This is a genomic window from Nocardioides sp. Z38_18, from assembly GCF_058215695.1.
In genome coordinates this window covers 211,138-234,770 of sequence record NZ_JBZAJE010000002.1, presented here as the reverse complement: position 1 = coordinate 234,770, position 23,633 = coordinate 211,138, and the positions used below count along the sequence as shown (strand labels likewise).

Below are 23,633 nucleotides of genomic sequence, written 5' to 3'. Positions count from 1 at the left end.
AGCGGTACGGCGCTCGCTAGCCCTTCGCCGAGTCCAGCGCCTGCTCGAGGTCCTCCCAGAGGTCCTCGACGTCCTCGATGCCCACCGAGAGGCGGAGCAGGCCCTCGGGGATGCTGCCGGGCTCGGACTTCCAGCGGCGGCGCCGCTCCAGGGTGGACTCGACGCCGCCGAGCGAGGTGGCGTAGACCCAGAGCTGCGTGCCGTGCTGGACGAGGTCGGCCGCACCGCCGTGGGGGAGCACGATCGAGATCATCGCCCCGAAGCCCGGGTAGCGGACCTCGGCGACGTCGGGGCGCTCCCGCAGCCGGCGTACGAGCTCCTGGGCGTTGGCCTGGGCCCGCTCCATCCGCAGCGGCAGGGTCCGTAGCCCGCGCAGCGCCAGCCAGGCCTCGAAGGTGCCGGGGATCGCCCCGTAGAGGTCGCGGCGGCCCTTGAGCACCCCGTGGAGCGCGTCGTCGCGGGTGACCACGGCCCCCATGAGGACGTCGGAGTGCCCGGAGATGTACTTGGTGGCGGAGTGCACCACCAGGTCGACGCCCCACTCCAGCGGCTGCTGCAGGACCGGCGTCGCGAAGGTGTTGTCGACGACCACGTAGGCGCCGGCCCGGTGGGCGGCCTCGGTGATCGCGGGGATGTCCGCGATCTCCATCGCCGGGTTGGTGGGGGACTCCAGCCACACCAGAGAGGCGTCCTCGCAAGCGGCGCTGACGGCCTCGGTGTCGGTGATGTCGACCAGGACGGGAGCGACGCGCGCGCGCAGCTCGAGGTCGCCGAGCTGCATCAGGGCGCCGTTGTAGCAGTGCCGGGGGGCCACCACCTTCTCCCCGTTGCCGACCAGGTCGAAGATCGTCCCGACGGCTGCCAGGCCACTCGAGAAGGCCAGGCAGCGGCCGCCCTCCAACGCCCCGAGGGCGTCCTCGAAAGCCGTCCAGGTGGGGTTGGTGTAGCGGCCGTACTCGCGGTCACCACCCGCGACGTACGTCGAGGCCATCGTGATCGGCGTGTTCAGCGGCTGGTCGGCCTCGTGGGGTGGACGACCGACATGGACAGCTTGGGTGGCAGGGCGCATGTCGCCAGCGTATTTGTCAGGGGCTCCGCCGGTAGGGTCGGGCGGGTGAGCAGCTCCTCGGTACCGGCCCGCAAGCCGCGTGTGGCGGTCATCTTCGGCGGGCGCTCCAGCGAGCACTCCATCTCCTGCATCTCGGCCGGCAGCGTGCTGGCCGCGATCGACAAGGACAAGTACGACGTCGTTCCCGTCGGCATCGCCCGGGACGGCCGCTGGGTGCTCGAGTCGGTCGAGCCCGGCCACCTCGCGCTCGGCCCCGGCGGCGAGCTGCCCTCGGTGTCCGGGGAGCGGGAGATCACCCTGGTCAACGGTCAGGGGCTGGTCGTCACCGAGCCCGGGGACGTCCCCAAGGTGCTCGGCGAGGTCGACGTGGTCTTCCCGGTGATGCACGGGCCCTGGGGCCAGGACGGGACCCTGCAGGGCCTGCTGGAGATGGCCGGCGTGCGCTACGTCGGCGCCGGCGTCCTCTCCAGCGCCGTGGGCACCGACAAGCACTTCATGAAGCAGGTCTTCCTGGCCGCGGGCCTGCCGGTCCTGCCCTACGTGCTGGTGCGCCCGCGCCAGTGGGAGAAGGACCCGGCCGCGGTCCGCGAAGCCGTGGAGGCGCTGGACTACCCGGTGTTCGTCAAGCCCGCCCGGGCCGGCTCCAGCTTCGGCATCACCCGGGTGGACAGCGCCGAGGGGCTCGACGCGGCGATCGAGGAGGCCCGGCGCTTCGACCCGAAGGTGCTCGTCGAGACGGCGGCGGTCAACGCCCGCGAGGTGGAGATCGGCGTGCTCCAGGGACTCGGCGGCGGTGACCCCGAGACCAGCGAGATCGCCGAGATCAAGGTGGGCGCCGAGCACGCGTTCTACGACTTCGAGGCGAAGTACCTCGAGGAGAGCTTCCAGATCCCCGCCTCCCTGAACGAGGACGTGACCGAGAGCGTGACCACGCTGGCGGTGCGCGCCTTCGAGGCGCTCGACGTCGAGGGCCTGGCCCGCGTCGACTTCTTCGTGCTCCCGGACGGCCGGGTGATGCTCAACGAGGTCGAGACGATGCCGGGCTTCACCGCCACGTCGATGTTCCCGCTGCTGTGGCAGGCCTCGGGGCTGACCTACCCCGAGCTGGTCGAGCGGCTGGTGCAGCTGGCCACCGAGCGGAGCACCGGGCTGCGCTAGCAGCGACTTGTCGAGGGCTGTGCACGGTTTCCACCCGGCACGGCCCTTGTCGAGCGTCCATAACCCCGATTTACATGGGGTTCTAGGAGCAGCGCTTGACCACCTTGGTGTGCGCCTCGATGGCGTCGGCCAGGTCGACCATGGCGGCGACCGGGGGCCGGTACCGCGCCGGGAGCCGCACCTCGACGGCCGGGACCCGGCCGTAGGTGGTCATCACCACGTCGACGTCCTGGTCATCCATCCCCTCGGAGGGGACGAACCAGTCCAGGTCGTTGGCCGTCTGGCAGCCGACGATCGGGTCGTAGTCCTCGGGCTCGCCGACGCCGCAGCGCAGCACGATGGGCGGGTCGCCCCAGGCGGCGCCGAGGGGATTGCCCTTGGTCTCGCGCCGCTCCTGGTCCGAGACCGAGTCGGGCAGGTCGTCGACGAGGGCGGCGCACGCCTCGCGCTGGGACGCGGGCACGTCGGTGTCCGGCACGCCGACCTTGCAGCCGGTGAGCACGACGAGCGCGACGACGCCCGCCAGCCCGAGGGCTGACGGGCGTCCGGGTCGAGCGTGCTGCCGGGGCAGCAGGCGTCGCGGCGGGAGGCTCAGATGTGTACGACGGGGCACGTCAGCGTGCGGGTGATGCCCTCGAGCGTCTGGACCTTGGCCACGACGAGCTTGCCCAGCTCGTCGACGTTGCGGGCCTCGGCACGAACGATGACGTCGTAGGGACCAGTGACGTCCTCGGCGAGGACGACGCCCTTGATCTCGGTGATCCGCTGGGCGACCTCGGCGGCCTTGCCGACATCGGTCTGGATCAGGATGTAGGCCTGCACGACCATGTGGCACTCCCTCGGTGGATCGGAAAAGTACGTCGGAACCGTCTCGCAACCTACCCGACACCCTGCCGGGGTGGAACCGACGGCCCCGCCGGGGACGTCGGGAGGGTCTGGTGGGATGGGTCCATGAGCTCCTCGCAATTCGCCGCCGGCGCCACCCTGGCCGACGTGGGGGAATTCGGTCTGGTGACCGCCCTCACCGGTCGCTTCGAGCAGGGAGCGCAGGTCTTCGTGGGCCCGGGGGACGACGCCGCGGTGCTGCGTACGCCGCGGGGACACGTCGTGGTCTCCACCGACCTGCTCGTCGAGGGCCGGCACTTCCGCCGCGAATGGGCACCCGCACGTGACATCGGTCGCAAGGCGGCGGCCGCCAACCTCTCCGACATCAACGCCATGGGCGGTACGGCGCACTCGCTGACCGTCGGGCTCGGGGCTCCCCAGGACCTACCGGTCGCCTGGATGCTCGAGCTCGCCGACGGGATCGCGGAGGAGGCGGCCCTGGTCGGGGCCAGCATCGTCGGCGGCGACCTGACCACGGCGAGCGAGGTCGTGGTCGCGGTGACGGTGATGGGCACCTGCGAGGTGGCGCCCGTGCTGCGCAGCGGCGCCCAGCCCGGCGACGTGGTCGCACTGGCCGGCCGCCAGGGCTGGGCCGCCGCCGGCCTCGCGGTGCTCGGCCGCGGGTTCCGCTCCCCACGCGCCCTGGTCGAGGCCTACCAGCGGCCCCGGCCTCCCTACGCCGCGGGACCGCTCGCCGCCCACGGTGGCGCCACCGCGATGATCGACGTCTCGGACGGGCTGCTGGCCGACCTCGGGCACATCGCGAGCGACTCGGGCGTGGTGATCGACGTGCGCAGCGACGCCTTCGAGCTCGCCGACGCCATGCACGCCGTGGGCTCGGCCCTCGGGGTCGACCCGATGCGGTTCATCCTCGGGGGAGGAGACGACCACGCGATCGCGGCCACCTTCCCCGCGGGCGTGGCCCTGCCCGAGGGGTTCACCGTGATCGGCCAGGTGACGCAGGCCGGCGACGATGTCGCCGGGATCACGGTCGACGGAGCGGCGTACGACGGCCCGGCGGGCTGGTCGCACTTCGGCTGAGCCGTTCGGCCGCTGGATCCGGGTACAGCGAAACGGCGCACCCGAGTAGCAGGGTGCGCCGTCAGGCAGTGTTGTCAGACGGTCAGCGGGTGACCTTGCCGGCCTTCAGGCAGCCGGTGCAGACGTTGAGACGCTTGGGCGCACCGTTCACGGTCGCGCGCACACGCTGGATGTTCGGGTCGAAGCGACGCTTCGTGATTTTGCGCGACCAGGGACGGTTGTTGCCGAAACCGGGCTTCTTGGCGCAGATGTCGCAGACGGCAGCCACCGTGCACTCCTCGGATAGTTCTGGGATTCAGATCGGGGGGTCCGGAACTCACCGAAGTGAGCGGTCCGGACAACCTCACGAGACTAACTCAGAGCCGTGTCTCGACGCGAATCGAGACTGAACAACTACGGTGATCCCTCACCCTCACCCGCCAGGAGTACGACGTATGCCAGCACGCGAAGAGGTCGCCACCTTCGACCTCGACGTCGTACGCCGGTTCGCCGACCTCGCGGTGGACGGGCTCGCCGCCGCGCGTGAGGAGATCGACGCCCTCAACGTCTACCCGGTGCCCGACGGCGACACCGGCACCAACATGTTCCTCACCGTGGAGTCGGCCCGGGACGCCTTGGTCCACGCCCTCGAGGAGCACCCCGACGACCTCCGTGCGGCGTTGCACGCCTACTCGCGCGGCGCGCTGCTCGGCGCCCGGGGCAACTCGGGGGTGATCCTGAGTCAGCTCGTCGGGGCCCTGCTGCGCCGGATCGGCCAGGCCGGGCCCGGTGACCGGTCGGCGGCCGTGTTCGCGGAGGGGATGGCCCTGGCCACCGACGCCGCCTACTCCGCGGTCGGCAAGCCGGTGGAGGGCACGATCCTCAGCGTCGCGCGGGCCGCCTCGCAGGCGGCCGCCGAGGCCGCGGAGGTGCCGGAGGACCGCCTCGGCGACGTCGTCCGCGCCGCGGCGACCGCTGCCCGCGAGGCTCTGGCGAGGACTCCCGACCAGCTGCAGGTCCTCAAGGACGCCGAGGTGGTGGACGCCGGCGGCCGCGGGCTGTGCGTGGTGCTCGACTCCGCCGAGTCGGCGATCACCGGCAAGCGGGCCGCCTCGGCCACGCCGCGGGTCGGTCACCCGGCGATCCCGGTGGTCAGGGTGCCCACCGACGACCTGACCGAGGACGGCCCCGCCTACGAGGTGATGTACCTCCTGCAGGCCGACGACCAGGACATCCCCCAGCTGCGCGAGGAGCTGGCGCCGCTGGGCGACTCGCTGGTCGTGGTCGGTGGCGAGGGACTGTGGAACGTGCACATCCACGTCGACGACGTGGGCGCTGCCGTCGAGGCCGGCATCCGTGCGGGGGTGCCGCGACGGATCGCGGTCACGCACTTCGCCGAGCAGGTCGCCCGGGCCAGGCAGAAGCGGTCCGAGCGCCAGGGCCGCAAGCTGGTGATCATGGCCGCCGGCCCGGGGTTGGCGGAGCTGTTCGAGAAGTCCGGCGCGGAGGTCCTGCGGGGCGGACCGGGCAGCAGGCCGAGCACGGGGGAGGTGCTGGCCGCGATCGAGGCGACCGGCGCCAAGGAGGTCATCGTCCTGCCCAACGACCCGGACACCATCGGCGTCGCGGAGGCGGCGGCCCACGAGGCCGAGGCCAGAGGGGTGCAGGTCGTGGTGATCCCCACGCGGGCCCAGGTCCAGGGCATCGCCGCGCTCGCCGTGCACGAGCCCGGACGCCCGCTGGAGAGCGACGTGGTGCAGATGACCTCGGCGGCGCGCGGCGCCCGCGACGGCGCGGTCACGGTGGCCGCCAAGCAGGCGATGACCACCGCCGGTCCCTGTGCCGTGGGCGACATCCTCGGCGTGGTGCACGGCGACTTCGCCATCGTCGGCGAGGACCTCTACGAGGTCGCGACCGGCGTGCTCGAGCGTCTCCTCGGTGGCGGCGGCGAGCTGGTGACGCTCGTGGCCGGATCGGAGGCGGGCGACCTCGCGCAGGCCTGCGAGCACTGGGTCCAGCGGGCCCATCCCGGGGTGGACGTGGTGCTCTACCAGGGTGGGCAGGAGCGCTACCCCCTGCTGATGGCGGTGGAGTAGTGGTCCAGGTCTCGTGGGACTCACCCGTCGCGGCGGTCGGGGGGAAGCACTACAAGAAGATCGTCAAGGCCACCGGCGTCGAGACCGTCGGCCAGCTCCTCGGCATCTATCCGCGCCGCTACGTGCGCAAGGGCTCCCTGAGCGAGCTCGAGGAGCTCACCGAGGGAGACATCCTCTCCCTGGTGGGCGAGGTGGTCTCGTCGGCGCAGAAGCCCTACCAGGACAAGCGCACCCGGCGTACCGCCTACCGGCTGGAGGTGCGGGTCCGCGCGGAGGGCGGCAGCCTGCTGCTGACCTACTTCGACAAGCACCAGACCACCGCCGACTGGCGCGCCACCCAGGAGCTGCCCGTCGGGAGCGTGGGCGTCTTCAGCGGCCGGTTGAAGTGGTTCAACCACCAGTGGCAGCTGACCAACCCCGCCTCCAGGATGTACGGCGGTCCCGGTGACGACCTCGCCGAGATGCCCGACCTGATCCCGCTCTACGCCTCGGTGGCGGGGGTGAACACCTGGCAGTTCGAGGACACCATCCGGATGGCGCTCGACCTCGTCGAGGAGGTGCCGGAGGTCCTCCCGGAGGCGGTGCGGGAGGCCGAGGACCTGATCGCGGCCGGGCCGGCGTACCGCTGGATCCACCGGCCGGACACCTACGCCCAGAAGGCCAGCGCGGAGAAGCGGCTCAAGTTCGACGAGGCGTTCATCACCCAGACCGTGCTCGCCCGGCGCCGCGCGGCCGTCGAGTCCACCGTCGCGAACCCGCGACCGGGCAGGCCCGGCGGGCTGCTGGACCGGTTCGACCAGCGGCTGCCGTTCGCCCTGACCCAGGGGCAGCGCGACGTGGGGGAGGAGATCGCAGGCGAGCTCGGCCTCGGCCACCCGATGCACCGGCTGCTCCAGGGCGAGGTCGGGTCGGGCAAGACCGTGGTCGCGCTGCGCGCCATGCTCCAGGTGGTCGACTCCGGCGGGCAGGCCGCGCTGCTGGCCCCCACCGAGGTGCTCGCCCAGCAGCACCACCGCTCCATGCTCGGCATGCTCGGTGACCTCGCCGAGGGCGGCCTGCTCGGCGGTGCCGAGGGCGCGACCCGCGTCGCGCTGCTGACCGGCTCACTGAACGCCGCCGCCCGCCGGCAGGCGCTGGCCGAGGCGGCGGGCGGGGAGGCCGGGATCGTCATCGGCACCCACGCCCTGCTCGAGGAGCACGTCCAGTTCGCCGACCTCGGCCTCGTCGTGGTCGACGAGCAGCACCGGTTCGGGGTCGAGCAGCGCGCCGCGCTCGGCACCAAGGCCGGGCTCCCGCCGCACGTGCTCGTGATGACGGCGACCCCGATCCCGCGCACCGTGGCGATGACCGTCTTCGGGGACCTCGACACCTCCACGCTCTCCGAGCTCCCGGCCGGCCGCGGCGAGGTGCAGACGACCGTCGTCCCCATCCTGGCCCGCCCGGAGTGGCTCGAGCGCGCCTGGGAGCGGGTCCGCGAGGAGGTCGCGGCCGGCCACCAGGCCTACGTCGTGTGCGCCCGGATCGACCCCGACGAGGGCACTGAGGACCCCGAGGTCAAGGTGCCGCTGCGGGCGGTGGAGGAGCTGGCGCCGGAGCTGGCCGCGGGTGCGCTCTCGGGGCTGCGCGTGGAGATGCTGCACGGCCGGCTCGCGCCCGAGGAGAAGGACCGCGTGATGCAGGCGTTCGCCGCGGGCGAGGTCGACGTGCTCGTCTCGACCACCGTGATCGAGGTGGGCGTCGACGTGCCCAACGCCACGGTGATGGTCATCCTCGACGCCGACCGCTTCGGCGTCTCCCAGCTGCACCAGCTCCGTGGCCGGATCGGCCGGGGCGGGCACAACGGTCTCTGCCTCCTGGTCAGCGCCGCGGACCCGGCCGGCCCCTCGATGGAGCGGCTGCTCGCCGTGGCCGGGACCCGCGACGGGTTCGAGCTCTCCCGCATCGACCTCGAGCAGCGCCGCGAGGGCAACGTCCTCGGCAGCGAGCAGAGCGGGGGCCGCTCGGGGCTCAAGCTGCTCTCGGTGCTCCGCGACGAGGACGTGATCACCCGTGCCCGCGCCGCGGCCAAGGCCAACCTGGCCGCCGACCCGGACCTGTCCAGCACCCCTGCCCTGGCCGCCGCGACCCGCCTGCTCGAGGAGTCCGAGCAGGCGGAGTACCTGGAGAAGACATGACCCGCATCATCGGCGGCTCCGCGGGCGGCCGCCGGCTCAAGACACCCCCCGGCGAGGGCACCCGGCCCACCTCCGACCGGGTGCGCGAGGCGCTGTTCTCGGCGCTGGAGTCCGACCTGGGCTCGCTGAGGGGCCTGCGCTTCCTCGACCTCTACGCCGGCTCCGGAGCGGTCGGGCTCGAGGCGATGTCACGTGGTGCCGGCGTGGTGACCGCGGTGGAGTCGGACCGGCGTACGGCGAGGCTGGTGCAGGAGAACGCCGCCGCCCTGCACTTCCACAAGGTCGAGACCCTCGCCCTTCCGGTGGCGCGGGTGCTGGGACAGCCGCCGCTGGCTCCCTACGACGTGGTGTTCGCCGACCCGCCGTACCCGCTGGAGAACGCGGACCTCGAGGCCGTCCTGGCCCAGCTCCTCGACCAGGGGTGGCTCGCCGCGGGAGCCGTGCTCGTCGTCGAGCGCTCGGTGCGCAGCCCCGAGCCGGCGTGGCCACCGGGACTGGTGCGCGACCGGGAGCGCAAGTACGGCGAGACGGTGCTCTGGTACGTTCGCGCCGATGTCCCCGAACCCTGATGAGGAGCGCCCCGTGCGCAGAGTCGTGTGCCCGGGATCGTTCGATCCTGTGACCAACGGCCACATCGACATCATCTCGCGGGCCTCGCTGCTCTTCGACGAGGTCGTCGTCGCGGTGGGGGTCAACAAGAGCAAGTCCCGCGCCCGGCTGTTCACGGCCGAGGAGCGGATGTCGATGCTCGAGAAGGCCTGCGCGGACTTCCCCAACGTGACCGTGGCGGGCTTCGAGGGCCTGCTCACCACGTTCTGCGAGGAGCGCGGCATCCGCGCCATCGTCAAGGGGCTCCGGGCGGTGAGCGACTTCGACTACGAGCTGCAGATGGCCCAGATGAACTCCTCGCTGGTCGACGTGGAGACCGTGTTCATCCCCACCAGCCCGGAGTACTCCTTCCTGGCCTCCTCGCTGGTCAAGGAGGTTGCCACGTTCGGGGGAGACGTCTCCGGACTGATCCCGCCGGACGTGCTCACCCGGCTCACCGAGCGGCTCGCGGAGCGCGCCGCCGAGGACGGCTCCTGATCCACCTCACGCGGGAGGATCTTCCCGCGTTTTGGCTCGGTGGCGGGTCGCCGGTAGACTGCCGCAGGTTCTGCATGTACCAAGACGGAAGTGAAACTTTGCGCAGTCTCGACCCGAGAGCGCCGCTCGTGCTCGACACCCGCGAGCTCGGCCGCCGCCCGGGGTCGCAACGCAAGAAGACATTCTCCGCCGAAGCACCTGCAGAGCTTGGCATCGAGATCCTGGGCGTACCCGAGGGCAGCAAGATCGACATCGATCTGCGGCTCGAGGCGGTCATGGAAGGTGTGCTCGTCACCGGCACGGCGCAAGCCGTGCTGGAAGGGGAGTGCGCACGGTGCCTGGAGCCGATCACGGACAACATCTCGGTCGACCTCCAGGAACTGTTCGTTTACGACGACTCCGGAGACGCAGCACGCGGTGACGAACAGGACGACGAGGTCAGCCGGCTCGAGGACGATCTGATCGATCTCGAGCCACTGCTGCGGGACGCGGTGGTGCTTGCACTGCCGTTCCAGCCGCTGTGCCGGGACGACTGCCCGGGTCTGTGCGTCGAGTGTGGCGCGCGGCTCGCGGACGACCCGGAGCACCACCACGACGAGCCGGTGGACCCCAGGTGGGCCGCCCTCGGCAACGTCGCGGTGGAGCCGGAGCAGGACTAGCACCACCAGCACCACCGTCGGCACCCGCCGAAGACCGCATCACCCAAGAACTTTCCTCGAACTCAAGGAGCAACCGTGGCTGTCCCGAAGCGGAAGATGTCGCGTTCGAACACGCGGCACCGTCGTTCTGCCTGGAAGGCCGTCGTGCCCTCGCTCGTGACCTGTTCCAACCCCGCCTGTGGCTCCAAGCACCTGCCGCACCGTGCCTGCCCCCAGTGTGGTCAGTACGGCGCCAAGGCTGACCGCCGTCAGGTCCTCTGACCACGAGCTCCAGGTTGTCAGCATCGGGTCGGCCCGACAGCAACGAGCTGCGTGAGGCGCTCGGGAATCCCACTCTGGATCCCGAGCTCCTCGAGCTTGCCCTGACGCACCGCTCGTACGCCTACGAGAACGGCAACCTGCCGACCAACGAACGGCTCGAGTTCCTCGGCGACTCCGTGCTCGGCGTGGTGATCACCGAGACGCTCTACGTGACCCACCCGACCCTCTCGGAGGGACGGCTGGCCAAGCTGCGGGCAGCCGTGGTCAACGCCCGCGCCCTGGCCGAGGTCGCCCGCACGATCGGGCTCGGCGAGCACATCCGGCTCGGCAAGGGCGAGGAGTCCACCGGCGGCCGCAACAAGGCCTCGATCCTCTCCGACACGGTGGAGGCGCTGATCGGCGCCGTCTACCTCTCCGGTGGCTTCGAGAGCGCCGGACGGCTGATCCACCTGCTCTTCGACCCGATGCTCGAGGCCGCTGCGGCCATGGGCGCCGGCCTCGACTGGAAGACGAGCCTGCAGGAGCTCAGCGCCCTGCACGCCCTCGGCGTCCCGGCGTACGTGATCGAGGACGCGGGGCCCGATCACATGAAGACGTTCACCGCCCAGGTCAGGGTGGCCGACCGGCTGCACGGCCACGGCGTGGGCCGGTCGAAGAAGGAGGCCGAGCAGCAGGCGGCCGAGTCGGCCTACCGCACCCTGAGCAAGGAGCTGCCGCCGTCGGTCGACGAGCACACCGCGGACCAGGCCTGAGGCTTCTCAAGCCCCGCGGTCCGGCTACCCACGGCGCAGCAACCCACGCAGCTCCTCGAGCTGGGCGGGACCCCATCCCTGCGGCCGGATGATCGCGTTCCACGCATCCATGTGCTCACCGCTGAAGTTGTGCCCGTGCCCGGGAGGGTTGGAGAACCCCAGGGCGAGATCGGCCGACACCTGCCAGAACGTGACGAGGGGCACCCAGCGCATCGAGTCCGAGACGTCGGCACCCCGGTCCTCCTCCAGCCAGTCCGGCCGGTTCAGCACCAGGTCGGGACTCCACCACGTGACCGGGTCCGAGGCGTGCTGGAGGTAGACGACGCGGGTCCCGTTCCAGGCGCGGTCGGTCGGCGGGATGGAGGTGCGGGCCCGGTTGGCGAAGCGGATGGTCCGTCCGTCCCGGTAGACCGGCTCCACCTCGGGGCTGCCGGAGTCGCGACCGTCCACGAAGTCGCGATACAGCGGGTTGAAGCTCGGTGGGCCCGCGAACAGGGCGCCGTCGGTCCGGTTGCCCAGGTCGACCTCGCCGCTGAAGGCGTTCTCGCCGCCGAAGGAGCCCAGGCTCTCGCCGAAGACGTAGAGCTTCGGCCGCTGGTCGGCCGGGAGCCCTGACCATCGGCTGTAGACCGCGTCGAAGAGGTCCCGGCCCGCGTCGCGCGCCTTGCGCTGGTCGACGAGGAAGGCCAGCCACGACGGCAGGTGGGAGTACTGCAGCGCCACGATCGCGGAGTCCCCACCGGTCAGGTACTCGAAGCTGCTGGCCGCGCTCGGCTCGACCCAGCCGCTCCCGGTGGTCGTCACCACGAGCAGCGCCTTGCGCTCGAAGCCCCCTGCGCGTGCGAGGTCCCGGACCGCCAGCCTGGACTGGGCCTCGGTGCCCTCGGCCGAGGCGGTGCCGGCGAAGATCCGGATGGGCTCCTGGGCGGGTGCCTGCGTCAGGGCCGTGATGTCCTCGGCGTCGGGGCCTCGACCGGTGAAGGTGCGGCCCTCGCGCCCCAGGGTGTCCCACTCGATCAGCGACCCCGGACCGCCGGAGCGCAGGCCGGTCTCCGGTGCGGTGACCCCGCGCGGGGTGGTCAGGTCACTGACCGCGAGGCTGCTGTCGACGGCGCTGATCGCCCAGTTCCACGCGACCCCGGTGAGCGTCAGCGCCAGGAACGTGGTCAGCAGCACGAGGCCGGTGGCCCGGGCTGCCCGCCTGCCCATGTGGCGTTGCAGCCGGGCCGAGAGCCTGCGGTACGCCGTGCGCACGGCCCGGGCCAGCGCCACGAGCGCGACGAAGACCAGGCCTGCGACCACCGGGACCACCAGCAGCGACCACAGCCCCGCGGGATCGGTCCCGATCAGGTCGGCACTCTGCCGCTGCCAGCGCAGGCCGAGCAGCGTGCCGACCAGGGCCAGCACCGGAGCCGCGATCGCGAGGATGCGCCAGGACCTCGCCGAGGGTGGACGGGGGTCGCGGTCGGCGTACTCACGCCACACCCAGGCGCCGAGCAGCCCGAGCCCGTAGCCCAGGGCCCCGTCGATGCCGGCCAGGGCGCCCTGGAAGACCGCCGGTCGGGGGAGGAGCGAGGGCGTGAACGAGAGCAGCGCGAAGACGAGTGCCGTCCACAGTCCCGGGAGGGTGTAGCGGCAGCGTTCGGCCACGCTCCTCAGCGGCCAGCGCGCAGGTCTCGGGCGACCCGCCCTGACCCGTGGACGTCGGCTCTCCGCGCCGTCCGGTGGAGGCACTTTGACAGTATGGGCCACTCGATGGTCTCCAGGGGGTTCCCGGACTCGGGGCCTGTTCCGAGCGCGAGGAGGTGCGATGCCCGAGCTGCCCGAGGTCGAGGTGGTACGACGCGGCCTGGAGGCCCACGTGCTGGGGCACCGGATCGAGCACGTCGAGGTCCTCCACCCCCGTCCGGTACGCCGCCACGCCGGCGGCGCGTCCGACTTCGCCGCCCGCCTGACCGGGCAGTCGTTCACCGGCGCCCACCGCCGCGGCAAGTACCTGTGGCTCTCCCTCGACGGCGGCGACGCCCTCCTCGGCCACCTCGGGATGAGCGGCCAGCTGCTGGTGCAGCGGCCCGGCGCCCCCGACGAGCGCCACCTGCGGGTCAGGTTCGTCCTCGCCCCGCAGGCCGGCGAGCCGCTCGAGCTGCGCTTCGTCGACCAGCGCATGTTCGGTGGCCTCGCGATCTCCGACGGGGGTGCGGTGGTCCCCTCCGAGATCGCGCACATCGCCCGCGACCCGCTGGACGAGGAGTTCGACGAGGCCGCCTTCGTGACCCGGGTCCGGCGCAGCCAGTCGGGGATCAAGCGACTGCTGCTCAACCAGAACGTGGTCTCCGGCGTGGGCAACATCTACGCCGACGAGGGCCTGTGGCTGGCGCGGGTGCACGGCGAGCGACCCGGATCCCGCCTCAGCAAGCGCGAGGTGGGGACGGTCATCGAGGGCGCCCGCGCGGTGATGCTGGAGGCGCTCGCCCAGGGCGGCACCTCCTTCGACGCGCTCTACGTCAACGTCAACGGCGAGAGCGGCTACTTCGACCGCTCGCTGAAGGCCTACGGCCGCGAGGGCGAGCCCTGCCTGCGCTGCGGTACGCCGATCCGCCGGGCCACGTTCATGAACCGCTCCTCGTTCTTCTGCCCGGTCTGCCAGCCCGCTCCCCGCCGCCCGCGGGGTTGATGGGGGTGCCGTGCCCATGAGACTCTTGTAGACGGCCCGGGCGGGCCATACATCTCGGCTTTTTCGGAAGGCACATTTCATGGCGAAGGCGCTACTCGGCTCCATCGGCGGCGACCCTCGCGAGGCGACCCGTCTCCTGCTCGAGAACCGTGCCCTGCGTCAGCGGGTGGCAGACCTCGAGCAGATCGTGCTGCGGCTCCAGAAGGAGAACGACGCGCTCGCCGCGGTCGCCTCCGAGTCGGTCGACCAGGCGGTCGCACGCGACGGAAGCCTCGCTCACTCCTGACCACGGTCCGACGCGGTCCCGTTCACGGGGCCGGCTGGTCCTCGGGCACACACCGGCACGCCTCCCCGGATCACCGCACCCCGGTGGCTAGGGTCGAGGCGCTGACCTTCCCCGTCGCGGAGCCAGGCCTGTCCGGTCTGAGATGATGCCGCGTCCAGCAGATGTCGGACCTCGACGACTGGCAGGGAGCGCACGTTGTACCTGAAGAGCCTCACCATCAAGGGCTTCAAGTCCTTCGCGTCCTCGACGACCCTGGACCTCGAGCCGGGCATCACCTGCATCGTCGGTCCCAACGGCTCGGGCAAGTCCAACGTCGTCGACGCGCTCGCCTGGGTGATGGGGGAGCAGGGCGCCAAGTCGCTGCGCGGCGGCAAGATGGAGGACGTCATCTTCGCCGGGACCTCCGGCCGCCCGCCCCTGGGTCGTGCCGAGGTGACCCTGACCATCGACAACAGCGACGGTGCTCTCCCGATCGAGTACACCGAGGTCACGATCAGCCGGACCATGTTCCGCAACGGCGGCTCGGAGTACGCCATCAACGGCAGCAACTGCCGCCTGCTCGACGTCCAGGAGCTGCTCAGCGACTCCGGCATCGGGCGCGAGATGCACGTGATCGTCGGGCAGGGCCAGCTCGACTCGATCCTGCACGCGACCCCGGAGGACCGGCGCGGGTTCATCGAGGAGGCCGCGGGCGTCCTCAAGCACCGCAAGCGCAAGGAGAAGGCGCTGCGCAAGCTGGACTCGACCGAGGGCAACCTCACCCGGCTCAGCGACCTGCTCAGCGAGATCCGCCGCCAGCTCAAGCCGCTGGGGCGCCAGGCCGAGGTCGCCCGCCGGGCGCAGACGGTCCAGGCGGAGGTCCGCGATGCCCGGGCGCGACTGATGGCCGACGACCTCGTCACCGCCCGCACCGCCCTGGAGAAGGAGCTGGCCGACGAGACGGTGCTGCTGGAGCGTCGCGCGGAGGTCGAGGCTGCCCTGGCCGCCACCCGCGAGACCGAGGCCGCCCTCGAGGCCGCGCTGCGCGAGGACCTGCCGGCGCTCTCCCGCGCCCAGGAGACCTGGTTCGGGCTCTCCGGCCTGCGCGAACGGCTCCGTGGCACCGCCGGCCTCGCGGCCGAGCGGGTCCGCAACGCCGCGTCCCAGCCCGAGGTGCCGGCCGGCCGCGACCCCGACGAGCTCGAGGCCGAGGCCGCCCGTGCGCGCACGCAGGAGGAGGCGATCGACGCCGAGGTGGCCGGGAACCGGACCGCGCTCGAGGCGGCGGTCACCGCTCGGCAGGCCGCCGAGCAGGCCTTCACCGAGGAGGAGCGCCGGGTGGCGGGCCTCCAGCGCGCTGCCGCGGACCGCCGCGAGGGGATGGCGCGCCTGCACGGCCAGGTCAACGGGCTGCGGAGCCGGGCGGCGGCCGCCGAGGAGGAGGTCGGCCGCCTCACCCAGGCGCAGGCCGACGTCGTGGCGCGTGCCGAGCGGGCCCAGCAGGACTTCACCTCGCTGGAGTCCCGGGTCGCCAGCCTCGACGCGGGCGAGGAGGGGCTCGACGCCGAGCACGAGGCCGCCAGCGCCCACCTCGCCGACATCGAGGACCGGCTGGCCAAGATCCGCGGCGACCTCACCGCTGCCGAGCGGGAGCGCAGCTCGCTCACCGCCCGCAAGGAGGCCCTCGAGCTCGGCCTGAACCGCAAGGACGGCGCCGGTGCCCTGCTCGCGGCCACCGAGCCGGTCAGCGGGCTGCTCGGCTCTGTGGCGGCCCTGCTCAGCGTCCGGACCGGCTACGAGGCGGCCGTGGCGGCAGCCCTGGGCAGCGCTGCGGACGCCGTCGCCTTCCGTGACGTGGACGCCGCCATCGGGGCGATCGCGCACCTCAAGGACGACGACCTCGGCCGGGCCGGCATCCTGCTCGGCGGAGCCAGCGCCGACGACGCCTCCTGGCCCGGGCTGCCGTCGGGTGCGGCGTACGCCGTGGACGTCGTGGAGTGCCCGGCCGAGCTCCGCCCTGCGCTGGCCCGGCTGCTGCACAAGGTGGCGGTGGTCGAGGACCTTCCCGCCGCCAGGGCGCTGGTGCACGACGCGGCGGACCTCACCACGGTCACCCGCGAGGGAGACCTGCTCGGCACCCACTTCGCCGCCGGCGGATCCTCGGCCCAGCCCAGCCTGCTCGAGGTGCAGGCGGCGGTCGACGAGGCCACCGAGCAGCTCACCGCCGCGGCGCACACCGTCGAGCGGCTCACCTTCGACGTCTCCACCCTCGAGCGCGAGCGCGAGGAGGCCCTGCGCCGGGCCGATGTCGCGCTGGCGAAGCTCCACGAGTCGGACGCCACCCTGGCAGCCGTCGCCGAGGAGCTCGGGCAGTACAGCTCCCAGGTCCGCAACGCCCGCGCCGAGGCGGCCCGCCTCGAGCAGGCGATCGACGCGGCGCGGGTGGCCCGCGACAAGGACCTCGAGGGGCTGGCCGACCTCGAGGCGCGCCTCGCCGCGGCCGAGGACGCCCCCGAGGAGGAGCCCGACACCGGCGAGCGCGAGCGTCTCGCAGAGGCCTCACGCACGGCCCGGGCGGCCGAGATGGACGCCCGCCTGGCCCTGCGCACCACCGAGGAGCGTGCGCGAGCCCTGCACGGCCGCGCCGACTCGCTGCTGCGCACGGCGCGCAGGGAGCGCGAGGCCCGGGCCGCCGCGATCGCCCGCCGCGAGCAGCTCCTGCGCGAGGGGCGGGTCGCGGAGGCCGTCGGCCGCGGCGTGGCCGTCGTGCTCGCGCGGCTCGAGGAGTCCGTGGCGCTGGCCGCCGCGGAGCGGACCCGCGTCGAGCAGGCCCGCGCCGGGCGTGAGCAGGAGCTGCGCGAGACCCGGGTGCGGCTGCGCGACCTCGGGCGCGAGCTCGACGAGCTGGTCAGCTCGGTGCACCGCGACGAGATGGCACGCACCCAGCAGCGGATGCGGATCGAGCAGCTCGAGGAGCGAGCCCTCGAGGAGCTCGGGATGGACCTCGAGGGACTGGTCGCTGACTACGGCCCCGACCAGCCGGTCCCGCACATCGACCTCGAGACGTCGGCCGCGGGGGATGACGCCGAGCCGCCGCCCCCGGTGCCCTACGACCGCGAGGAGCAGACCAAGCGGCTGCGCAGCGCCGAGCGTGCGCTTGCCCAGCTGGGCCGGATCAACCCGCTGGCGCTCGAGGAGTTCTCGGCGCTGGAGGAGCGGCACCGGTTCCTCACCGAGCAGCTCGAGGACCTGCGCAACACCCGCAAGCACCTCCTCGACATCGTCACCGAGGTCGACGAGCGGGTCGAGCAGGTCTTCACCGAGGCGTACGCCGACGTGAGCCGGGCCTTCGACTCCACGTTCGCCCGGCTGTTCCCCGGCGGCGAGGGCCGACTCGTGCTGACCGAGCCCGGCGACATGCTCAACACCGGCATCGAGGTGGAGGCCCGTCCGGCCGGCAAGCGGGTCAAGCGGCTCTCGCTGCTCTCGGGAGGCGAGCGGTCCCTGGTCGCGGTGGCGTTCCTGGTCTCGCTGTTCAAGGCGCGGCCCTCGCCGTTCTACATCCTCGACGAGGTCGAGGCCGCTCTGGACGACACCAACCTCGGCCGGCTCCTGGAGATCTACGAGGAGCTGCGCGAGAACTCCCAGCTCCTGGTGATCACCCACCAGAAGCGCACGATGGAGGTCGGCGACGCCCTCTACGGGGTGACCATGCGTGGCGACGGCGTCTCCGCGGTGATCAGCCAGCGTCTCCGGGAGCAGCAGCCGGCCTGAGGCCCGCCCGCGCACGGTCGTGCATTAATAGAGCGTTCACTCTAGTGTTCCTGGGGTGAGCGAATCGCCGGGTTTGGCAGACGGGCGCACTCGGACCATCGGGGCGCTCTGCCTGCTGTTCGGGGCACCGGTGTTCGCCGAGATCATCCAGTCCTACCTCGACATCACCGGCGAGCTCGGCGGGACGTTGTTCCTGATTGCCTTCCTGGCCCCGTTGTACGGCGGGGTGGGCCTGCTGATCCGCGAGATCGCCGTACGCACCGGTCGTGGGTGGCCCGGACGGCTGCTGCTTGCCGGCGCCGTCGGGGTCCTGATGCCGACGTGGGTGGACCTGTCGCTGTGGATCCCGCAGACGGCCGAGGAGATCGAGCTCTGGGGTGACATCCGCGGGGTCACCATCGCGGGCGTCAGCGTCCTCGCACTGTCGTCCTGGGCCCTGGGTCACGTGGTGATGAGCCTGGCCGCGCCGATGGTGGTCGTCGAGGCGCTGCTGCCGGCAGGACGCGGGCGCCCGTGGTTGGGCCGGTGGGGAATTGCCGTGCTGACCGCTCTCGCGGTGGGGGTCGCCACGTTGATCCACTTCGACGAGCGTGGGCCCGAAGCCGAGGTGTCGACGGCCAGGTACGGGCTCTCCCTCGCCTTGGCGCTGACGCTGGCCGCCGCCGCCTTCACCCCGCTCGGTGGGCCGGTTACCAGGGTCCAGGGGAGAGGTGCCGGCGCGCCGGCCGTGCTCTGCATCGCTGGGTTCGTGCTGATGGGGCTCTTCGACCTGGCGCCGGCCTCCTGGGTCGGACTGGTCATGGTGTGGGGGTCGGCGATCACGGCCGGGGTCCTGCTGGTCCGGTGTGCGAGATCGCCGGACTGGACCACGCGGCACCTGGTGGCATTCGCGTTCGGCGGTGTCCTGGAGCGCACCATGATCGGGTTCCTGGTGCCGACGCCCCCAGGTGGGGACCCCGCGGGGAAGCTGGTCCAGAACGTCGTCGTCCTCCTGCTCGTGCTCGCTCTCGGTGCGTTGCTCCGCGCGCGCACCCGAGAGCGGGATCCCGCTCTGGGACCGGCACAATGATGCGCGTGACCGAGCGACCCGCACGCCCCCGCCGCAGTGACTACGCCGTGTGGCGCCAGGCGACCACCCGGTGGTCCGACGACGACGTCTACGGCCACATGAACAACGCCCGCTACTTCGACCTGATCGACACCGCGGTCAACGCCCACCTCACGGAGGCGACCGGCGTGAACATCCGCTCGCTGGACGCGGTCGGGGTGGTGGCGGAGGTGAGCTGCCGCTACTTCTCGGAGATGGGCTATCCCGCGCCGGTCGACATGGGGCTGGTTGTGGACAAGGTGGGCACGTCCTCGGTGATCTACCGGATCGGCCTGTTCCAGGGAGATCCCGAGCGCGAGGGGGCCGAGGCCGCCGCCGAGGGGCGCTTCGTGCACGTATACGTGGACAACACCGGCGAGGCCGGCGCCGGGCGAGCGGTGCGGCCGATTCCCGAGCAGATCCGCGCGGCCGTCGTACCCCTGCTGCGCGACTGAGCAGCCCCCACGGGAGCACTCGGGCCGCTTTGGGCCGGCGTGGAGACTTGACATGACGCCGGACCATCGCTTCAAACCGAGGGGCACCCATGGTCGTGTTCGTGCTCATGTTGCTGTTTGCGCTCGGGATCAGTGCAGTGATCATGCTGTACGCCGCGTATCCCTACCGTGGTCTCGAGATGCCGTACAAACCCGAGTTCGGGGAGTCCCTGCGCAGGTGGGCGGACGCGCTGCCGGTGCTCGAGCCCGACATCGTGCTCGCTCCGGCGTACGTCGCCGAGACGGACGAGGACTTCGAGGACGCCGAGGACTCGGTGCCGGACGCCCGGGACGCGGTGACGGACGAACGGCCTCATCACCATCACCGCGGGGCTGCCTAGACCGGTCGGGCACGCACCGCTGAGGCTGTCCGGCCGCCTGTTTGATTGGATCGCCTCATGAACCCTCACGCACCTGCCTGCCAGCTCGCCCCGTCTGCGGGGGGCCGGCCATGAGTGAGCTCCTGATCTGGATCATCCTCGCCGTCGCGATCCTCGTGGTGGGGGTCGTCATCGGGACGGTGGCCTTCATCAACGGCCGCCGGCAGCCACCGTCGCGCGACCTGCCGCCCACCGCTCCCGGCGGCACGATCACCCCGGAGGCCCCACCCGAGGCGCCGACCGAGGAGCCGTCCGCCGGGGTCACCACCCTCGAGCGCCCCGAAGGCGCCGCGGGCCGGCTGGTCCGGCTGCGCCAGCGCCTCTCCCGGTCGCAGGGCGGCCTCGGCCGCGGCCTGCTGCTGCTCCTGTCCCGCGACCGCCTCGACGAGGACACCTGGGAGGAGATCGAGGACACCCTGATCACCGCCGACGTGGGGGTGGCCCCCACCCAGGAGCTGGTCGAGCGGCTGCGCAGCCGGATGCGGGTCGAGGGCGTCGGTGCCTCCGAGGCCGCGGCGGTGCTGCGCGAGGAGCTGCTCGCCCTGGTCGACCCGGCCATGGACCGTTCCCTGGCCACGACCGCCAAGGACGGGGTTCCCGCGGTCGTGCTCGTCGTCGGGGTCAACGGCGCCGGCAAAACCACCTCGGTGGGCAAGCTCGCGCGCGTCCTGGTGGCCGAGGACAAGAGCGTCGTGCTCGGTGCGGCCGACACCTTCCGGGCGGCGGCCACCGAGCAGCTGAGCACCTGGGGCGAGCGGGTGGGCGTCGACGTGGTCACGGGTCCCGAGGGCAGCGACCCGGCCAGCGTGGCGTTCGAGTCGGTCCGCGCGGGGGTGGAGCGCGGCGTCGACGTCGTGGTCATCGACACCGCCGGCCGCCTGCAGAACAAGGCCGGGCTGATGGACGAGCTCGGCAAGGTCAAGCGGGTGGTGGAGAAGCAGGCGCCGGTCTCCGAGGTGCTGCTGGTGCTCGACGCCACCACGGGTCAGAACGGGCTGGTCCAGGCCCGCGTGTTCCGCGACGTGGTCGAGGTGACCGGCATCGTGCTGACCAAGCTCGACGGGTCCGCCAAGGGCGGGATCGTCGTTGCGGTGCAGCGTGAGCTGGGAGTCCCGGTGAAGCTGGTGGGTGTCGGAGAGGGTGCCGACGACCTCGCGCCCTTCGACCCCGAGGCCTTCGTGGACGCCCTGCTGGACCAGGGCTAGGCGCCGACTCCGCGGAGCACGAACTCGACGAGCTCGTCGATCTCGTCCATGCCCGGCATCGACTCACCGGAGATGGCGCGGTTCGCCATGATGCCGACGATCAGCTGGACGGCGGCCTTCATCGGCATGTCGGGTCGCGCCTCGCCGCGGGCGATCGCCCGCTCGAAGACCCCGACGGCGTTGGCCTCAGCGCGCTGGCTGGCCTCGCGGTACAGGGTGGCGATCCGGTCGTCGCGCATCGACTCCTTGATCGTGGTGCGGATGTAGTTCGTGCCGGCGGGGGAGTGGATGAAGCTCAGCGCCGCGGAGTACATCGCGAACAGGTCCCCGCGGATCGTGCCCGTGTCCGGGATCGGCATCTCGTCGCGGTAGAGCTGCTCCATCGCCGCCACGGCGAGGTCTTCCTTGCGTGCCCAGCGCCGGTAGACGGTGGCCTTGCCGACGCCGGCCGTCGCGGCCACCTCGTCGACGGTCATGTTGTCGAAGCCGTGCAACAGGATCAGCGAGGAGGCGGCGGCGAGGATGCGCCCGTCCGCCTCGGGGTCGCGCGGACGGCCACGCTTGCGGCGTACTTCGGGGGCTGCTGAGGCGCTCACACCCGCTCCCGTCGCGTCGATGATGCCAGTGTCCACAGTGGGGAGCATAAGTTCGGTTGGCGTGCCCCGTACGGCCTTTTCCGAAATGGGGGCATTTCACCGGGCCGTAACACAAGGGCGCCAGGTGTGACGCAGGCGAAACACGCGTCGCCGACCACTGAAACCTGCGCAGACGAGAGTTGCGCCCAACCCGGGGGAAGCGGCGTACGACAGCGCAGTCGTCGGCGCGCGCGGCCCTGTTTGCTCTCTCACCACTGGAGGTTCCATGGATGGCTACTACGCGTGGATGCTGATCGCAACCGCGCTCGTCTTGATGATGACGGTGCCAGGTCTGGCGTTGTTCTACGGCGGAATGACCCGTGCCAAGTCCGTTCTGAACATGATGATGATGTCGTACATCGCGATGGCGATCGTCGGCATCATCTACGTCCTGTGGGGCTGGTCAATGTCCTTCGGTGGCGACGGCCTGCTCTTCGCCAACCCCTTCGAGCTGTTCGGGCTCAAGGGCGTGGAGACCTCCGACTACATCTACGTGATGTTCCAGCTGACCTTCGCGGTGATCACCTGCGCGCTGATCAGCGGTGCCATCGCTGACCGCGTGAAGCTCTCCGCGTGGATCGTGTTCCTGCCGCTGTGGGTGACCCTGTCCTACTTCCCGCTGGCGCACATGGTGTTCAGCTGCTCCGACGCGGCGCTGATCTGCACGAAGATCGGCGCCCAGGACTACGCAGGCGGGACGGCCGTGCACATCAACGCCGGTGTCGCCGGCCTGGTGCTGGCGCTGATCATCGGCAAGCGGATCGGCTTCAAGCGCGACCCCATGCGCCCGCACAACCTCCCGCTGACCATGCTCGGGGCGGGTCTGCTGTGGGTCGGCTGGTACGGCTTCAACGTCGGCTCGATCGTCTTCGGTGACGACTGGGGGACCGAGAAGGGTGCTGCGGCCAACATGGAGCAGTTCATCAGCGAGACCGGACGGACCTTCGCCAACACCACGCTGGCCACGATGGCAGCGATCCTCGGCTGGCTGCTGATCGAGCGGCTGCTGCACGGCAGGGCGACCACCCTGGGCGCGGCCTCGGGCATCGTCGCCGGCCTGGTCGCCATCACACCGGCGGCGGGAGCCGTGGACATCACGGGTGCCATCGCCATCGGCGCCATCGCAGGCGGGGTCTGTGCCTGGGCCGTCGGACTGAAGTACAAGCTCAACCTCGATGACTCCCTCGACGTGGTCGGCGTCCACCTGGTCGGCGGCATCGTCGGCACGGTGCTGATCGGCCTGTTCTCCACCTCGGAGGGCGCGGGCGGCATCGATGGCCTGTTCTACGGCGGCGGCTTCGGTTCCCTGGGCGACCAGACGCTCGGCGCCCTGGTGGCGATCGCCTGGGCGGGCGTCTTCACCGCGATCATCGGCTTCGCCATCAAGTACACGATCGGGTGGCGCGTCGACGAGGAGCAAGAGGTCAACGAGGGCATCGACCTCGGCCAGCACGGTGAGTCGGCCTACGACTTCGCCTCGCTCGGCGGAGGCAGTGGCCATGGCATATCGGGCGCGGCCGCTCAGGCCAACGCCGAGGCGAGAGGAGTCAACGCATGAAGCTCGTGACCGCGGTGATCAAGCCGCACAAGTGGGAAGAGGTCCGGGCAGCGCTCGAGGCCTTCGGGGTGACCGGGATGACCGTGAGCGAGGTCAGCGGTTACGGCCGGCAGAAGGGCCACACCGAGGTCTACCGGGGCGCGGAGTACGACATCGCCCTGGTGCCGAAGATCCGGATCGAGATCGTCGTCGACGACGGCGACGTCGAGGACGTCGCGGGGATCGTCGTGAAGTCGGCGCAGACCGGTCGGATCGGCGACGGCAAGGTGTGGGTCTCGCCCGTGGACAGCGTGGTGCGGGTCCGCACCGGCGACCGCGACGAAGCCGCGATCTGACCGAGCGGTGACCGGCCGCTCCACCCGGCCGGAGCTCGACCATCGAAGCCCGCGGGCGCGTTTCCC

Annotated in this window: 24 protein-coding genes; 18 read left to right on the top strand and 6 right to left on the bottom strand. The window is 71.7% G+C overall.

All coding sequences use genetic code 11. The features are described from left to right. Positions 1-16: 16 nt before the first annotated feature. Positions 17-1,069, bottom strand: a complete 1,053-nt coding sequence (locus AC4BGC_RS12265) for a trans-sulfuration enzyme family protein (protein WP_490556021.1) — start codon at positions 1,067-1,069, stop codon at positions 17-19. 45 nt (positions 1,070-1,114) lie between these two features. Here AC4BGC_RS12265 and AC4BGC_RS12260 point away from each other — a divergent pair, with 45 nt between their 5' ends. Then, positions 1,115-2,227, top strand: coding sequence for a D-alanine--D-alanine ligase family protein (locus AC4BGC_RS12260; protein ID WP_490556019.1), 1,113 nt, complete (start codon positions 1,115-1,117; stop codon positions 2,225-2,227). An 82-nt stretch (positions 2,228-2,309) separates the two neighbouring features. Here the strand turns inward: AC4BGC_RS12260 and AC4BGC_RS12255 are convergent, their stop codons facing one another. Both AC4BGC_RS12255 and AC4BGC_RS12250 read right to left on the bottom strand, forming a co-directional pair. Next, entirely contained in the window at positions 2,310-2,840 is a 531-nt protein-coding gene (locus tag AC4BGC_RS12255; protein ID WP_490556016.1) for a DUF3515 domain-containing protein, read from the bottom strand. Then, positions 2,819-3,055: an Lrp/AsnC family transcriptional regulator gene (locus tag AC4BGC_RS12250; RefSeq protein WP_490548180.1), complete on the bottom strand. Its 237-nt coding sequence runs from the start codon at positions 3,053-3,055 to the stop codon at positions 2,819-2,821. Before AC4BGC_RS12250 ends, AC4BGC_RS12255 begins: the two co-directional genes overlap by 22 nt. 123 nt (positions 3,056-3,178) lie before the next feature. On the opposite strand from AC4BGC_RS12250, the gene AC4BGC_RS12245 reads away from it, so the two are divergent. After that, positions 3,179-4,153, top strand: coding sequence for a thiamine-phosphate kinase (locus AC4BGC_RS12245; protein ID WP_490548181.1), 975 nt, complete (start codon positions 3,179-3,181; stop codon positions 4,151-4,153). An 82-nt stretch (positions 4,154-4,235) separates the two neighbouring features. On the opposite strand, the gene rpmB is transcribed toward AC4BGC_RS12245, so the two are convergent. Beyond that, positions 4,236-4,421, bottom strand: a complete 186-nt coding sequence (gene rpmB, locus AC4BGC_RS12240) for a 50S ribosomal protein L28 (protein WP_348089035.1) — start codon at positions 4,419-4,421, stop codon at positions 4,236-4,238. A 166-nt stretch (positions 4,422-4,587) separates the two neighbouring features. Between rpmB and AC4BGC_RS12235 the strand changes: the two genes are divergently transcribed. The 7 genes from AC4BGC_RS12235 to rnc all read left to right on the top strand — a co-directional run bounded on the left by AC4BGC_RS12235 (position 4,588) and on the right by rnc (position 11,160). After that, on the top strand, positions 4,588-6,228 hold the full coding sequence (locus AC4BGC_RS12235) for a DAK2 domain-containing protein (protein ID WP_490556015.1): 1,641 nt from the start codon (positions 4,588-4,590) through the stop codon (positions 6,226-6,228). After that, positions 6,228-8,402 carry an ATP-dependent DNA helicase RecG gene (locus AC4BGC_RS12230; protein ID WP_490556013.1) on the top strand — a complete coding sequence of 725 codons (2,175 nt, stop codon included), beginning with the start codon at positions 6,228-6,230 and terminating at the stop codon, positions 8,400-8,402. The genes AC4BGC_RS12235 and AC4BGC_RS12230 overlap by 1 nt, the downstream gene beginning before the upstream one ends. Beyond that, a complete protein-coding gene (rsmD, locus tag AC4BGC_RS12225; RefSeq protein WP_490556010.1) occupies positions 8,399-8,971 on the top strand; it encodes a 16S rRNA (guanine(966)-N(2))-methyltransferase RsmD in 573 nt (190 codons plus the stop codon). The genes AC4BGC_RS12230 and rsmD overlap by 4 nt, the downstream gene beginning before the upstream one ends. A gap of 13 nt (positions 8,972-8,984) precedes the next feature. Further along, positions 8,985-9,488: a pantetheine-phosphate adenylyltransferase gene (gene coaD, locus AC4BGC_RS12220; protein WP_490556008.1), complete on the top strand. Its 504-nt coding sequence runs from the start codon at positions 8,985-8,987 to the stop codon at positions 9,486-9,488. Positions 9,489-9,616: 128 nt separating this feature from the next. Then, complete coding sequence (locus tag AC4BGC_RS12215; RefSeq protein ID WP_490556005.1) at positions 9,617-10,147, top strand: YceD family protein; 531 nt, start codon at positions 9,617-9,619, stop codon at positions 10,145-10,147. Positions 10,148-10,222: 75 nt separating this feature from the next. Beyond that, positions 10,223-10,408: a 50S ribosomal protein L32 gene (rpmF, locus tag AC4BGC_RS12210; protein WP_490548187.1), complete on the top strand. Its 186-nt coding sequence runs from the start codon at positions 10,223-10,225 to the stop codon at positions 10,406-10,408. A gap of 14 nt (positions 10,409-10,422) precedes the next feature. Further along, positions 10,423-11,160 carry a ribonuclease III gene (rnc, locus tag AC4BGC_RS12205; protein WP_490548188.1) on the top strand — a complete coding sequence of 246 codons (738 nt, stop codon included), beginning with the start codon at positions 10,423-10,425 and terminating at the stop codon, positions 11,158-11,160. 24 nt (positions 11,161-11,184) lie between these two features. Here rnc and AC4BGC_RS12200 read toward each other — a convergent pair whose 3' ends face one another. After that, positions 11,185-12,810, bottom strand: a complete 1,626-nt coding sequence (locus AC4BGC_RS12200) for an alpha/beta hydrolase (protein ID WP_490556002.1) — start codon at positions 12,808-12,810, stop codon at positions 11,185-11,187. 160 nt (positions 12,811-12,970) lie between these two features. On the opposite strand from AC4BGC_RS12200, the gene mutM reads away from it, so the two are divergent. From mutM to ftsY, 7 genes are all read left to right on the top strand, one after another. Continuing rightward, positions 12,971-13,834: a bifunctional DNA-formamidopyrimidine glycosylase/DNA-(apurinic or apyrimidinic site) lyase gene (mutM, locus tag AC4BGC_RS12195; RefSeq protein ID WP_490556000.1), complete on the top strand. Its 864-nt coding sequence runs from the start codon at positions 12,971-12,973 to the stop codon at positions 13,832-13,834. A 79-nt stretch (positions 13,835-13,913) separates the two neighbouring features. Further along, entirely contained in the window at positions 13,914-14,120 is a 207-nt protein-coding gene (locus AC4BGC_RS12190; protein ID WP_490548191.1) for a hypothetical protein, read from the top strand. Positions 14,121-14,315: 195 nt separating this feature from the next. Then, positions 14,316-17,873 carry a chromosome segregation protein SMC gene (gene smc / locus AC4BGC_RS12185; RefSeq protein ID WP_490555998.1) on the top strand — a complete coding sequence of 1,186 codons (3,558 nt, stop codon included), beginning with the start codon at positions 14,316-14,318 and terminating at the stop codon, positions 17,871-17,873. A gap of 55 nt (positions 17,874-17,928) precedes the next feature. Continuing rightward, entirely contained in the window at positions 17,929-18,942 is a 1,014-nt protein-coding gene (locus AC4BGC_RS12180; RefSeq protein WP_490555994.1) for an AF_0692 family protein, read from the top strand. Beyond that, on the top strand, positions 18,942-19,415 hold the full coding sequence (locus AC4BGC_RS12175) for an acyl-CoA thioesterase (RefSeq protein ID WP_490557181.1): 474 nt from the start codon (positions 18,942-18,944) through the stop codon (positions 19,413-19,415). The genes AC4BGC_RS12180 and AC4BGC_RS12175 overlap by 1 nt, the downstream gene beginning before the upstream one ends. Before the next feature lie 89 nt (positions 19,416-19,504). After that, entirely contained in the window at positions 19,505-19,795 is a 291-nt protein-coding gene (locus AC4BGC_RS12170; protein WP_490548195.1) for a hypothetical protein, read from the top strand. A 110-nt stretch (positions 19,796-19,905) separates the two neighbouring features. Then, a complete protein-coding gene (gene ftsY, locus AC4BGC_RS12165) occupies positions 19,906-21,039 on the top strand; it encodes a signal recognition particle-docking protein FtsY (protein ID WP_490555991.1) in 1,134 nt (377 codons plus the stop codon). Here ftsY and AC4BGC_RS12160 read toward each other — a convergent pair. Continuing rightward, complete coding sequence (locus tag AC4BGC_RS12160; protein WP_490548197.1) at positions 21,036-21,671, bottom strand: TetR/AcrR family transcriptional regulator; 636 nt, start codon at positions 21,669-21,671, stop codon at positions 21,036-21,038. The two genes, ftsY and AC4BGC_RS12160, sit on opposite strands and share 4 nt — an antisense overlap. Positions 21,672-21,900: 229 nt before the next feature. Between AC4BGC_RS12160 and AC4BGC_RS12155 the strand changes: the two genes are divergently transcribed. Then, positions 21,901-23,232: an ammonium transporter gene (locus AC4BGC_RS12155; protein ID WP_490555989.1), complete on the top strand. Its 1,332-nt coding sequence runs from the start codon at positions 21,901-21,903 to the stop codon at positions 23,230-23,232. Then, positions 23,229-23,567: a P-II family nitrogen regulator gene (locus AC4BGC_RS12150; protein WP_490548199.1), complete on the top strand. Its 339-nt coding sequence runs from the start codon at positions 23,229-23,231 to the stop codon at positions 23,565-23,567. Before AC4BGC_RS12155 ends, AC4BGC_RS12150 begins: the two co-directional genes overlap by 4 nt. Positions 23,568-23,633 lie beyond the last annotated feature (66 nt).

Coding starts and splice junctions, on each gene's coding strand:
- AC4BGC_RS12265 (WP_490556021.1), bottom strand. CDS start 1,069: ATGCGCCCTGCCACCCAAGCTGTCCATGTCGGTCGTCCACCCCACGAG.
- AC4BGC_RS12250 (WP_490548180.1), bottom strand. CDS start 3,055: ATGGTCGTGCAGGCCTACATCCTGATCCAGACCGATGTCGGCAAGGCC.
- AC4BGC_RS12245 (WP_490548181.1), top strand. CDS start 3,179: ATGAGCTCCTCGCAATTCGCCGCCGGCGCCACCCTGGCCGACGTGGGG.
- AC4BGC_RS12235 (WP_490556015.1), top strand. CDS start 4,588: ATGCCAGCACGCGAAGAGGTCGCCACCTTCGACCTCGACGTCGTACGC.
- rsmD (WP_490556010.1), top strand. CDS start 8,399: ATGACCCGCATCATCGGCGGCTCCGCGGGCGGCCGCCGGCTCAAGACA.
- mutM (WP_490556000.1), top strand. CDS start 12,971: ATGCCCGAGCTGCCCGAGGTCGAGGTGGTACGACGCGGCCTGGAGGCC.
- AC4BGC_RS12190 (WP_490548191.1), top strand. CDS start 13,914: ATGGCGAAGGCGCTACTCGGCTCCATCGGCGGCGACCCTCGCGAGGCG.
- AC4BGC_RS12175 (WP_490557181.1), top strand. CDS start 18,942: ATGCGCGTGACCGAGCGACCCGCACGCCCCCGCCGCAGTGACTACGCC.
- AC4BGC_RS12170 (WP_490548195.1), top strand. CDS start 19,505: ATGGTCGTGTTCGTGCTCATGTTGCTGTTTGCGCTCGGGATCAGTGCA.
- ftsY (WP_490555991.1), top strand. CDS start 19,906: ATGAGTGAGCTCCTGATCTGGATCATCCTCGCCGTCGCGATCCTCGTG.
- AC4BGC_RS12155 (WP_490555989.1), top strand. CDS start 21,901: ATGGATGGCTACTACGCGTGGATGCTGATCGCAACCGCGCTCGTCTTG.
- AC4BGC_RS12150 (WP_490548199.1), top strand. CDS start 23,229: ATGAAGCTCGTGACCGCGGTGATCAAGCCGCACAAGTGGGAAGAGGTC.